Annotated in this window: 12 protein-coding genes and 1 riboswitch; of the genes, 6 read left to right on the top strand and 6 right to left on the bottom strand. The window is 69.0% G+C overall.

Annotated elements, in window-relative coordinates; all coding sequences use genetic code 11:
- The first annotated feature begins 119 nt into the window (after positions 1-119).
- Complete coding sequence (locus tag VM306_RS04530) at positions 120-476, top strand: hypothetical protein (RefSeq protein WP_325511167.1); 357 nt, start codon at positions 120-122, stop codon at positions 474-476.
- Here VM306_RS04530 and VM306_RS04525 read toward each other — a convergent pair.
- From VM306_RS04525 to VM306_RS04515, 3 genes are read right to left on the bottom strand one after another with little or no spacing between them, the layout of a single operon-like run.
- A complete protein-coding gene (locus VM306_RS04525) occupies positions 437-748 on the bottom strand; it encodes an antibiotic biosynthesis monooxygenase (protein ID WP_325511165.1) in 312 nt (103 codons plus the stop codon). The genes VM306_RS04530 and VM306_RS04525 overlap by 40 nt on opposite strands.
- Positions 745-1605, bottom strand: a complete 861-nt coding sequence (hisG, locus tag VM306_RS04520) for an ATP phosphoribosyltransferase (protein ID WP_325511163.1) — start codon at positions 1603-1605, stop codon at positions 745-747. The genes VM306_RS04525 and hisG overlap by 4 nt, the downstream gene beginning before the upstream one ends.
- 13 nt (positions 1606-1618) lie before the next feature.
- A complete protein-coding gene (locus tag VM306_RS04515) occupies positions 1619-1882 on the bottom strand; it encodes a phosphoribosyl-ATP diphosphatase (protein ID WP_325511161.1) in 264 nt (87 codons plus the stop codon).
- A 108-nt stretch (positions 1883-1990) separates the two neighbouring features.
- Between VM306_RS04515 and VM306_RS04510 the strand changes: the two genes are divergently transcribed.
- From VM306_RS04510 to VM306_RS04500, 3 genes are all read left to right on the top strand, one after another.
- On the top strand, positions 1991-2641 hold the full coding sequence (locus VM306_RS04510) for a (2Fe-2S)-binding protein (protein WP_325511159.1): 651 nt from the start codon (positions 1991-1993) through the stop codon (positions 2639-2641).
- A gap of 48 nt (positions 2642-2689) precedes the next feature.
- A riboswitch (cobalamin riboswitch) is annotated at positions 2690-2864 on the top strand.
- A gap of 33 nt (positions 2865-2897) precedes the next feature.
- Positions 2898-3086: a CbtB domain-containing protein gene (locus tag VM306_RS04505; RefSeq protein ID WP_325511157.1), complete on the top strand. Its 189-nt coding sequence runs from the start codon at positions 2898-2900 to the stop codon at positions 3084-3086.
- Between the two features lie 21 nt (positions 3087-3107).
- The gene (locus tag VM306_RS04500; protein WP_325511155.1) at positions 3108-3860 is read left to right on the top strand and encodes a CbtA family protein; all 753 of its coding nucleotides are present in this window, start codon (positions 3108-3110) and stop codon (positions 3858-3860) included.
- Positions 3861-3899: 39 nt separating this feature from the next.
- On the opposite strand, the gene VM306_RS04495 is transcribed toward VM306_RS04500, so the two are convergent.
- Positions 3900-6137, bottom strand: coding sequence for a NucA/NucB deoxyribonuclease domain-containing protein (locus VM306_RS04495; RefSeq protein ID WP_325511153.1), 2238 nt, complete (start codon positions 6135-6137; stop codon positions 3900-3902).
- Positions 6138-6355: 218 nt separating this feature from the next.
- Between VM306_RS04495 and VM306_RS04490 the strand changes: the two genes are divergently transcribed.
- Positions 6356-6901, top strand: coding sequence for an SMI1/KNR4 family protein (locus VM306_RS04490; RefSeq protein ID WP_325511151.1), 546 nt, complete (start codon positions 6356-6358; stop codon positions 6899-6901).
- On the opposite strand, the gene VM306_RS04485 is transcribed toward VM306_RS04490, so the two are convergent.
- A complete protein-coding gene (locus VM306_RS04485; protein ID WP_325511149.1) occupies positions 6898-7554 on the bottom strand; it encodes an HAD family phosphatase in 657 nt (218 codons plus the stop codon). The two genes, VM306_RS04490 and VM306_RS04485, sit on opposite strands and share 4 nt — an antisense overlap.
- Positions 7547-11086 carry a methionine synthase gene (metH, locus tag VM306_RS04480; RefSeq protein WP_325511147.1) on the bottom strand — a complete coding sequence of 1180 codons (3540 nt, stop codon included), beginning with the start codon at positions 11084-11086 and terminating at the stop codon, positions 7547-7549. Before metH ends, VM306_RS04485 begins: the two co-directional genes overlap by 8 nt.
- Positions 11087-11134: 48 nt before the next feature.
- On the opposite strand from metH, the gene VM306_RS04475 reads away from it, so the two are divergent.
- On the top strand, positions 11135-12034 hold the full coding sequence (locus tag VM306_RS04475; RefSeq protein ID WP_325511145.1) for a PAC2 family protein: 900 nt from the start codon (positions 11135-11137) through the stop codon (positions 12032-12034).
- Positions 12035-12076 lie beyond the last annotated feature (42 nt).

The raw sequence follows: 12076 nt of genomic DNA, 5'->3' as shown, positions 1-12076 counted from the left end.
GAAGCGTAGCGTCAGCGAGATCGTGAAGAGGTTCGCGAACGGCAGGAAGCGGGCCGCGCGGCTCGCGGCCAGCGCTGGCGCGACCCGCTGGTCCTGGGCCGCCCCGACGCGGCGTCCCGGTGGCCGGGGAAGTGGCCGAAGCCCTCGACGCCGACCTGGACGTGGTGGTGGCGCGCAAGATCGGCGCCCCGAACCACCCCGAGTACGGCGTAGGAGCCGTGACGGCGGACAACGCACCGTTCTACGACCAGAACGTGCTGCGAGCGTTGAACCTCACCGAGGAACAGCTGACCCGCACGTGCGACGACAAACGAGCGGAAGCGAGACGACGCACCGCCCCCTACCGCGGCGGCAAACCGCTCCGCACCAAGAACCGCGACGTCATCCTGGTCCCGAGGCACTTCCGGGCAGTCAGCCGCTGGTACGAGAGCTTCGATCAGACCACGGACGACGAGGTGCTCAGAGCGCTCGAATAGTGCTCCACCACCGGAAACGGCGAGTAGAACGGGTGCAGCAAAGACGACCAGCGCGCATACGACGGCCCCTGCCGGAACCCGACGGTGTGCGCCTCCAGCGATTCCCACCGCACCAGCAGCAGGTAGCGCGACGGCGTCTCCAGCGAGCGCAGCAGTTCCAGGCCGAGGAAGCCCGGCGAGGCGCTGATCAACGACCGCGCCTCGCCGAACGCCCACTCGAACTCGTCCGAACGTCCCGGCACCACGTCCAGGACGGCCTGTTCCAAGATCACAGGCGGCAGAACCTGATGTCCGACGCCAGCACGGCCTTGGCGCCGATGGCCGACAGCTCGTCCATCACCTGGTTCGCCTCCTTGCGCGACACCATCGCGCGGACGGCCACCCAGTTGTCGTCCGCCAGCGGCGCGACCGTCGGCGACTCGAGGCCCGGGGTCAGCGCCACGGCGTCGTCCAGGATCGAGCGCGGGCAGTCGTAGTCGAGCATCAGGTACTGCTGGGCGAACACCACGCCCTGCAGGCGGGCCGTCAGCTGCTTCTTCGCCTTCGTCAGCTCCGAGCCCGCGCGGTGCACGAGCACTGCCTCCGACTCGCAGATCGGCTCGCCGAACGGCACCAGGTCGTGCTGCTTCAACGTCCGGCCGGAGCCGACCACGTCGGCGATCAGGTCGGCGACGCCCAGCTGGATCGAGATCTCGACGGCGCCGTCGAGGCGGATCACCTGGGCGGTGATGCCGCGGGCGCGCAGGTCGCGGCCCACCAGCTTCGGGTAGGCCGTGGCGAGGCGCTTGCCCTCCAGGTCGGAGACCTTCCAGTCCGTGCCGCGGGGGCCGGCGTAGCGGAAGGTCGACGAGCCGAAGCCCAGGGCGAGCAGCTCCTCCACGGAGGAGCCGTTGTCGTCGGCGCCCGAGTCTGCGGCCAGGTCACGGCCGGTGATGCCCAGGTCGAGGTCGCCGGACGCCACGTAGATCGCGATGTCCTTGGGACGCAGGAAGAAGAACTCGACGTCGTTGTTGGGGTCGAGGACGGTCAGGTCGCGCGGCTCGTGCCTCTGCCGGTAGCCGGCCTCGGTGAGCATGGCGGAGGCGCGTTCGGCGAGCGCGCCCTTGTTCGGGACTGCAACGCGCAGCATGTGGAAGTCTCTTTCAGAGGTACTTGTACACGTCTTCAAGGGTGAGGCCGCGGCCCAGCATGAGCACCTGGAGGCGGTAGAGAAGCTGCGAGATCTCCTCGGCGAGCTTCTCGTCGGACTCGTACTCGGCGGCGATCCAGACCTCGCCCGCCTCCTCCAGGACCTTCTTCCCCTGCGCATGGACGCCGGCCTCGAGCGCTGCGACGGTGCCGGATCCCGCCGGCTTGGTGGCGGCTCGTTCGGTCAGTTCGGCGAACAGGGAGTCGAAGGTCTTCACGACTCGACATCCTCCCATCCCGCACGGCCCCGTCCACACCGCGGTCGGTCCTGTCCCATGCCCTGGACGTGATTTGTCCTGCATGGACACCCGGTAGCGTGAACTTCCGTGTCCGAGTTCGCCGAGGTCCTCGAAGCGCTGCGCCGCGTGCGCGGGATCAACCCGTTCTTCGCCCTGGACGTGGGCCGTCCGGACGAGTCGTGGCTGCCGGGAACGGCACTTCTCGAAGGCCCCGCGCTGAAGAACACCATCGACGCCATCGCGAACCGGTACGAAGCGGAGGAACCACGCGTCGCGGCCAGCCTGTTCTTCCTCAGCTACACCGCACGGCTGCTGAGCCCGCTCACGGCCGCCGACATCCCGGTCGACGTGCGGCCGGAGAACCTCTGGTGGCACCACGACCCGGTGAACGGCCTGAGCGTCCGCATCGACCTGCCGCGGCTGGGCCCGCCCGCCGCCGAGGCGCTCGCACCCGTGGTGGAGGCGATCCAGACCGTCACCCCGGTGGCGAGCGGGCTGCTGTGGGGCAACGCGATGTCGAACATCGCCGGCGCGCTGAAAATGGTGGTGCGCGCACGCACGCTCACCGCCGAGGAAGCGGAACTGCGCGGCGCGCGGCTGATGAGCGCGCCGCCGTTCGAACAGGCGGGGGAATTCTTCTCCATTCCGGGCGAGGTCGCGTTCCGGCGCAGGAGCTGTTGTCTTTACTACCGCGTCGCCGCAGGTGGGAAGTGCGGTGACTGTCCACTCGTGAAGTGAGGAACGCAACAACTCTTATGGCCGGTTGTGCTCGGCGGGCCGATCAACTTACGGTGCACGCGCCGCAGTGACGGGAAGCCGGTGGAAATCCGGCGCGGTCCTCGCCACTGTGACCGGGAAGCGATCCCCGCCGAGCACGTCACTGGTCCCCGCCGGGACTGGGAAGACGCGGGGGCAGCGTTGATCCGGGAGTCAGGAGACCGGCTGCGGCGCCGCAAGGAGAGTTGACCTTCCACGAGGTATGGAGGAGCCCGTCATGACGAGCCCCGCAGCACATCTGTCCGCCGTCCCGGTGCCCAAGTGGGCTTTCGCCGCCGCACTTCTCGGCCTGATCGTCACCTACCTGGTCCTGCAGGAGAACGGTCTCGCGCTCGGCGCGGGCTCGGAGCTGCTGCACGAGTTCTTCCACGACGGCCGGCACGCGCTCGGCGTCCCCTGCCACTGATCAGCCCCACCGGTCAAGCGGATGACGACGACGTACAGGTCCCTCGCGCTGCGAGGGCTGGCGGCGGGCGGCATCGCCGGCGCCGCCTCCGCACTGGTCCAGCTCCTGGTCACCGAGATCCCCATCCGGGCCGCGCTCGCGGTCGAGGAGGCACGGGAACCCGCCGGTGACGGCCACGCGCACTCGCACGGCGAGGAAGAGCTGGTCAGCCGCGGCGCCCAGGTCGTGGGCGGCATGCTCGGCGTGGTGATCGTCGGCGTCGCGGTGGGCCTGGTGTTCGCCACGGCCTACGCGCTGTCGAAGCGCTGGTTCACCGGCCGCACACCGTTCAGCCGCAGCTTCGCGCTCGGCGCCGCGGTGTTCGGCGCGGTGGCGCTGCTGCCGTGGCTCAAGTACCCGGCCAACCCGCCCGCCGTGGGAGATCCGGAAACGGTGAACCACCGGACGGCGCTCTACCTCGGTGTGGTGGTGGCAGGCCTGGTGATCGTGTGGGCGGCGAGCCGGCTCGCCGAGCAGCTGCGCGCGCGGTCGCAGCCGGTGCGGGTGACCGGGGTGCTGCTCGCGGTGGTCGCGGCCGTCGCGGTGGTGCTGCTGGCGTTCCCCGCGCCGCCGGACACGATCCCCGCGGACATGCCGGTGGCCGTGCTGTGGCAGTTCCGCCTCAGCTCGCTGGCTCAGCTCGCCACGCTCTACGTCGGCATCGGCGTGGTGTTCGGCCTGCTGGTCGACCCGGCCACGCGCAGGGCCAAGGCCGCCGAGGCGGCTGTCGCCTGACGGTGCGGGGTGGCCGCGGCCACCCCGCCCAGGCATCGTCTACAGGGTCACGCGGACATAGAACGGATCACCGTCGACGATTCGGTCGTACGAGTACCAGGCGCCGAGCCAGGAACCCGCGGCCTCGTTGTCGTCCTTGTGAATGGATTTCACCGAAAAGTTGCGCAACGGGTTGTACGTCTGGGACGCCCCCTCGCTCGTAGTGGCGAACGGGTATTCGTCGCACTGGTGGTCTGGTTTCGGATACTCACCGGGAGGCAGCTCGCTGGTGCAGGCCGCATGCGCGGTGTCCCGGTTCTCCTTACGGCGGTCCTTGTCGTAGAAGAGGCGGTGCAGCGGTGAGCCCCCGACGGCGCCGGGGATGCGTTTGCCTGCCACCCTCGGATACGTCTCGTCCGGCCGTTCCAAGGCCTGCTTGTAATGCAGTCCGGACGCCTGCATCGCCGCGAACCCGGGCGTGCCGATCGGAAAGTTGATCACCGCGTTGACGTCGGGGAAGATCGCGCCCTGCCCGCCCGTGAACGCGTTGTACTTGAGGTAGTCGGCGGAGTCGAAACGTACGCGGTTCCTGGGCGTGTCGATGTCCCGCCGACTGTTGTTCGGCGCCGTAGCGGTCACGTGTACCCACGCGTTGCCGTATCCGAGCCGGTCGGGGTTGTGCTCCGCGACCGCCGGCTCGGCGCCGACGACCTTCATGCGCGCCTCGTCATTCGCTTCCCAGTCGGCGATCGAGCGTTCGGTTGACGACGACCCGCTTTCCGGCTTGCAGTCATCCGGCTGTACAAGGGAGTCGCAGCGCATCTCGACCTTGACCTTCATCAGGCGATCAGTCGGCGAGACGTCCTCGAAGTCCGAGACGAAAACCCGGTAGAGCGACTCGCGGGAGTGCGTGTTGCCTTCTCCGATCACCGTGACGAGGTAGACGACGCGGCGGCCGAAGCACAACGATCCCCAGCAGTGCATCTTGTAGTTGATGGAGGCGTTCCCGCTCCAGCAGTACGAGTAGTGGTTCTTGACCTGCCCCGGAGGGTTGTCCCCGGCATCGGGGTTGCGGCACTGCTCGAAGGTGAAGTGGTCGTACTTGAAGTCCGGTGGTGTCCAGGTCGCACCCATCTGCGGTGCCGATGTGGGCTGTCCCTCGGAGTACGTACCGCTGCGGCCGTGTTCACCGCGCAGCGACGCCAGATCGCGTAGTTTCGGCGCCTGTTTTGGCGGCGCCGCGTCCCCCGCGTCCCCGCCACCCGAGTTGACCTCGGCCAACGCGCCGCTCTCGTCGAGGTAGACGGCCGCCCAGGTGCCGTTCGCCAGCCCGGCGCCGTTGATCTCTTCGTTCCCGCCGCCGAGCGGCGCGCCGTGCTGACCGAGATCGTCCCAACCCTGTGCCGCCACAGTGGGGTCGACGCCGAACCTGCCACGGCTGATCCTGGCTCCAGAGCCGACCGACAGGACGGTGAGCATCCCGCTGGGTTCGAGGACCACCGCAGGGCGCCCATGACCGGTGTGCCCGGCCAGCGTCTCCCAGTTCTGCCACGTTCCCGCCGGTTTCGCCTGGCGGCGGGTCGCGATCGTGCCGTCTGCCCGCCGCAGCACCACCTCGAGACTCCGGTCGGCGCGGGTGATCACCTGTGGGTCGTTGAGATAGCCGTTGGTGAAGCCCGGCTCGCTGAACCGCTGCCACGCCCCGAAAACACCCCCACCGGTGGCCTGGCTGATCTTCCACGTGGCACCGTCGCTCGCGTTGACGACCACCTCCAGCGCGTCACCGACTCCTCGCCCCACGGACGGCGCCGAGGTCAGACGGGTTCCGCCCAGCGACACCCACGGCGACCAGGGCCCGCTCGCACCGCGCTGCGATGACGTCCACAGCGTGCCGTCCGTGCCGGTGCTGAACAGCGACAAGGCCTCGTCCTTGCCCCTCGTCACGGCGATCGGGAGCCCGTAGGAGTTCCCACCGAGCAAGCTCCAGCCGGACCACGCGCCGTTCTTGCCTTGTTGTCGCGTCGTCCAGATCACGCCGTCTCCGGAAGCGAACAGCTGAAGCGAACCGTCGTGCGTCTCCACCACGTTCGCGTTGTTCATGTCTACGTCCGAGTCACGCGGAATCGTGCGGTAGGTCGCGGCTCCGCCGACGCCGTCAATCGACGCGTGCAGCCATCGGCCCGTGTGCCGGGAGATGTACTCCAGCCTGTTGTCCGTCGTTCCGATCACCAGCGGCGGATGGCTCGAAGGCGACATCGGCCTGACGTCAGCGATCGCGGTGACAGTCGCCGCTGTCATCAGCGCTCCTGCCGCGAGAGCGGCCACCACCACGATTCTCAGAATTCGCGCCGAAAATGGGCGCGAAAAATTCTTTCTTTTTGAAAGCACAAGCCCCCCCAAAATGAAATGCCGTTTAGCTCCGGCACCTCCCCCGAACTCATGCTCGTGGCTCACTGCAACAAGATCTACCGCCGTCCGGCGCAACGTTGGCAGTGCCTGTGCGGCATCATGACGCCATGACGCAGAACGGTCTTCAGCCGTGGGAACGCATCCACAACTGGTTGCGTGTCAACGCGTCCCGCACTTTCGGCCAGATCACCGCCGGGCCTGACGCGACTGACTTCTGGCGCCTGGCCGGGGCGGAGAACCTGATTCCGGCGCGGTACACCCCGTTGTCCTTCGAGGACTCCGGGCGAGAACGGAGCCGGAAACGGACCGATCTCGAAGTCGAGGCGGAGCCGGCGGGCACGACGTCGGGGATCTTCCTCGGCGAGTTCGTCCCCATCGCCGCGAACGGCATGGGCGACTACCTGTTCGTCGACGAACGGCCGGGTCCGGAGTCCGGGTGCGTCCGCGAGTGGGACGTGGACGAGGGCAGTCGGCTGCCGACGCTGTGGCCGAGCCCTCACGCGATGCTCACCGACATCGCGCGCTCGCTCGACACCGGCGAACCGGCTCTGCGCGGGCACGCGGACGCCGCCGAGGCCAAGTTCTTCAGGGTCTCCGTCTACGTGCCCGAAGTGCACGACGCCAGGCTGAGCTGGCAGCGGTTGCCGACCTAGAGCGCCTTCAGCACCTCGAGATCGACGCCCACCAGGGAGTCGCGGAAGATCCGCCTCTCCCCCGCCGGCACCTCGACGTCGCAGGGCACCACCAGCACGGTGCACCCGGCCGCCACCGCGGCGGCCACACCCGTGGGCGAGTCCTCGATCGCGACGCACCGCGCAGGATCCACGTCCAGCAACCGCGCCGCCTTCAGGTACGGCTCCGGCAGCGGCTTGTTCAGGCCGTCGACCTCGTCGCCGCACACCGTGACGTCGAACAGGTCCCGCCCGATCGTGTCCAGCGCGACCTCGGTCAACGAGCGTTCCGTCGACGTCACCAGCGCCATCGGCACGCCGGACGACCGGACCGCGCGCAACGCGTCCTGAGCGCCCTCGCGCCACGGCAGTCCGGCGCGGAAGACCTCCTCGGTGCGGCGGGAGATCCACGCGGCGCCGTCGGCCATGTCCGCCTCGGTGGGCTCGATGCCGACGTCGGCGAACAGCAGGCGCATGGTGGTGGGCACGTTGCTGCCGACCATGCGTTCACGGGTCTCCAGCGACAGCACGCCGCCGAGCTTCTCCGCGTACTCGTAGAGCGGGATGTCCCACAGCTTCTCGGAGTCCAGCAGCGTGCCGTCCATGTCCCACAGAACGGCCTGCAAGTCAGACATTGAAGTACTTCGCCTCCGGGTGGTGCGCCACGAAGGCGTCGGTGGACTGTTCCGGGTGCAGCTGGAGCTCCTCGGACAGGGAGACGCCGATGCGCGACGGGTCGAGCAGGTCGACGACGCGCCTGCGGTCCTCCATCTCGGGGCAGGCGCCGTAGCCGAACGAGTAGCGCGCGCCGCGGTAGCCGAGCTTGAAGTACTCCTCGACCTCGGCCGGGTCCTCCGCCGCGACGGACTCACCCGACGGCCACACGAGCTCCTCGCGGACCCGTTTGTGCCAGTACTCGGCCAGCGCCTCGGTGAGCTGGACCCCCAGTCCGTGGACTTCCAGGTACTCACGATACGCGTTCTTGCCGAACAGCTCGTTCGCGTAGTCGGCGACCGGCTGGCCCATCGTCACGAGGTGGAAGGCGATGACGTCGACCTCGCCCGCCTCGCGGGGACGCCAGAAGTCCGACAGGCAGAGCCTGCGATCCCTTTTCTGGCGCGGAAAGGTGAACCGGAAGCGCTCCGGCGAGCCGGCCGAAGGCTCTTCGAGGATGACCAGGTCGTCGCCTTCGGACACGCACGGGAAGTAGCCGTAGACGACGGCGGCGTGGGCAAGAACACCTTCCGTGGCAAGGCGATCCATCCAGTAACGCAGCCGCGGGCGTCCCTCGGTCTCGACCAGCTCCTCGTAGGTCGGGCCGCCCCCGCGCGCCCCCTTCAGGCCCCACTGGCCCATGAACGTCGCCCGCTCGTCCAGCAGCGCGCTGTAGTCCCCGACCGGGATGCCCTTCACGACGCGGCTGCCCCAGAACGGCGGCGCCGGGATCGGGTTGTCCACCGCCACGTCCGAGCGGCCGCCGAACGACTCCTCCTCCGCCACAACGGCTTTGCGCGCGGCGGCGATGCGCAGCGACCGTTCGCGGCGCGCCTTGCGTTCCGCCGCCTTGGCCTGGGCGTCCGGGTCGACCATCGGGCTCTCACCGCGCTTGGCCGCCATGATCGCGTCCATCAGGCGCAGGCCCTCGAAGGCGTCCCGCGCGTAGCGGACGTCGCCGAGGTACATCTCCGTCAGGTCGTTCTCGACGTACGCGCGGGTCAGCGCCGCGCCGCCGAGCAGCACCGGCCAGCGCGCGGCGACACCCCGGGAGTTCATCTCCTCGAGGTTCTCCTTCATGATCACGGTCGACTTGACCAGCAGGCCGGACATGCCGATCGCGTCCGCGCGGTGCTGTTCCGCTGCCTCCAGGATCGAGTTGATCGGCTGCTTGATGCCGATGTTCACGACCTCGTAGCCGTTGTTGGACAGGATGATGTCGACGAGGTTCTTGCCGATGTCGTGGACGTCGCCCTTGACGGTCGCGAGCACGATGCGGCCCTTGCCGTCGTCGTCGGTCCGTTCCATGTGGGGTTCGAGGTGCGCGACGGCGGTTTTCATGACCTCCGCGGACTGCAGCACGAACGGCAGCTGCATCTGGCCGGAGCCGAACAGCTCGCCGACGGTCTTCATGCCCGAGAGCAGCGTGTCGTTGATGATCTGCAACGCCGGGCGCTCGTCCAGCGCCGCGTCGAGGTCCGCTTCGAGGCCGTTGCGCTCGCCGTCGATGATCCGGCGCTCCAGCCGCTCGAACAACGGCAGCGCGGCCAGTTCCTGGGCGCGGGTGGCCGAGTTCGACTTCGTGGTGACGCCCTCGAACAGCTCCATGAGCTTCTGCAACGGGTCGTAGCCCTCGCGGCGCCGGTCGTAGACCAGGTCCAGTGCCACGGCGCGCTGCTCGTCGGGGATGCGGGCCATCGGCACGATCTTGGACGCGTGCACGATCGCGGTGTCGAGCCCTGCCTGCACGCACTCGTGCAGGAACACGGAGTTCAGCACCTGGCGCGCGGCCGGGTTGAGTCCGAAGGAGACGTTCGACAGGCCCAGCGTCGTCTGCACGTCCGGGTAGCGGCGCTTGAGCTCGCGGATCGCCTCGATCGTCTCGACCGCGTCGCGGCGGACCTCCTCCTGGCCGGTGGAGATGGGGAACGTCAGGCAGTCGACGATGATGTCGCCGACCCGCATGCCCCAGTTCTTCGTCAGGTCCTCGATCAGCCGGACGGCGACGCGCACCTTCCACTCGGCCGTGCGGGCCTGGCCCTCCTCGTCGATGCACAGCGCCACCACCGCCGCGCCGTGCTCGGAGGCGAGCCGCATGATCTTCTGGAACCGGCTGTCGGGGCCGTCGCCGTCCTCGTAGTTGACCGAGTTGACCGCGCAGTGGCCGCCGAGGCACTCCAGACCTGCCTGCAGCACAGCGGGTTCTGTCGAGTCGAGCATGATCGGCAACGTGGACGCGGTGGCCAGCCGCGAGGCCAGCGCGCGCATGTCCGCCTCGCCGTCGCGGCCCACGTAGTCGATGCAGAGGTCGATCAGGTGGGCGCCCTCGCGCGTCTGGTCGCGCGCGATCTCGATGCAGTCCTCCCACTTCCCGGCCAGCATCGCCTCGCGGAACGCCTTGGAGCCGTTGGCGTTCGTGCGCTCGCCGATCATCAGCACCGAGGCGTCCTGCTTGAACGGGACGGCTTGGTACAAAGAGGACAGACCGGGCTCCGGACGCGGCCGGCGCGCCGACGGGCCCAGGTCGCGCACGGCCTCGGCGACCTGGCGCAGGTGCTCCGCGGTCGTGCCGCAGCAGCCGCCGACGAGCCGCGCGCCGAACTCCCGCACGAACCCGGCCAGCGCCTGCGCGAGCTCCTCCGGCGACAGCGGGTACACGGCGCCGTTCGGTCCCAGCTCGGGCAGTCCGGCGTTCGGCATGACCGACAACGGGATCCGCGCGTGCTTGGCCAGCGTGCGCAGGTGCTCGCTCATCTCGGCGGGACCGGTGGCGCAGTTGAGGCCGATGAGGTCGATGCCCAGCGGCTCCAGCGCGGTCAGCGCGGCGCCGATCTCCGAACCGAGCAGCATCGTGCCGGTCGTCTCGACGGTCACCTGGGCGATGACCGGCACGACACGGCCCTCGGACGCCATCGCGCGCTTGGCGCCGATGATCGACGCCTTGGTCTGCAGCAGGTCCTGCGAGGTCTCGACGATGATCGCGTCCACACCGCCGACGAGCAGGCCCTTGCACTGCTCCTGGTAGGCGTCGCGCAACGTCGCGAACGGCGCGTGTCCGAGCGTCGGCAGCTTGGTGCCGGGACCGACGCTGCCCAGCACGAACCGCGGCCGGTCGGGGGTGCTGAACTCGTCGGCGACCTCGCGGGCGAGCGCGGCGCCCCGTTCGGACAGGTGGAAGATCTGGTCCGGGATGTCGTACTCGGCCAGGTTCGCGAGGTTCGCGCCGAAGGTGTTCGTCTCGACGGCGTCGACGCCGACCTCGAGATACTCGCGGTGCACGGACCTCACGACGTCCGGCCTCGTGACGTTCAGGATCTCGTTGCACCCCTCCAGACCGTTGAAGTCGTCGAGGGACAGATCGGCTGCCTGGAGCATCGTGCCCATGGCACCGTCAGCGACGACAACACGGTTCATCAGCGCTTCCAGGAACGGCGACTCTCCGCGATCACGCATGGGCCAAGCCTACGACGTGTAACTCGCGCGAGGCCGTAGTCTGGCGCCGTGAACGATCCGTCCCAGGAATCCCCGACACCTTCGACCACGCGCCAGCCGCTCACGAGCCCGATCATGGTCTGCGCCTTCGAAGGATGGAACGACGCCGGCGACGCCGCCAGCACCGCGATCGAGCACCTCCAACTCACCTGGGACGCCACCCCGCTCGCCGAGATCGACCCGGACGACTACTACGACTTCCAGGTGACCCGGCCGACCGTCCGCATGGTGGACGGTGTCACCCGCAGGGTCGACTGGCCGACGACGCGGCTGTCGGTGTGCAGGCCCCCCGGCTCCTCCGCGGACGTGATCCTCGTTCACGGCATCGAGCCGAACATGAGGTGGCGCAAGTTCGTCGCCGAGCTGCTGGGCCACGTCGACGCCCTCGGGGTGACGACCGTCGTGACGCTGGGCGCGCTGCTGATGGACACGCCCCACACCCGTCCCGTGCCGGTGACCGGCACCGCCTACGACCCGGACGCCGCCGAGAAGTTCGGCCTGGAGCACTCGAAGTACGAGGGCCCGACCGGCATCGTCGGCGTGTTCCAGGACGCGTGCGTGCAGGCGGGCATCCCGGCGATCTCGTTCTGGGCCGCCGTGCCGCACTACGTCTCGCAGCCGCCGTCCCCCAAGGCCACGCTGGCCCTGCTGCACCGGGTGGAGGAGGTCCTCGACATCGAGGTCCCGCTCGGCGCGCTGCCGGAGCAGGCGGAGGAGTGGGAGCGCACGGTCACCGAGATGGCCGACGAGGACGAGGACGTGCGCAACTACGTGCGCGCGCTGGAGGAGCGCGGCGACGCGGCCATGCAGATCACCGAGGCCTCCGGCGACGACATCGCCGCGGAGTTCGAGCGGTACCTGCGGCGTCGCGGTCGCGGTCCGGGCTGGCCGTCGCCGGGCCCCCGCTAGGGAAAGTTAGCTCAGACAAGCATCTCCGCCGTTCCCCCACTA

Source organism: Lentzea sp., from assembly GCF_035525475.1.
Taxonomy (GTDB): domain Bacteria; phylum Actinomycetota; class Actinomycetes; order Mycobacteriales; family Pseudonocardiaceae; genus Lentzea.
The sequence above is the reverse complement of the archived record's forward strand: the minus strand, read 5'-3'. Positions and strand labels throughout refer to the sequence as shown.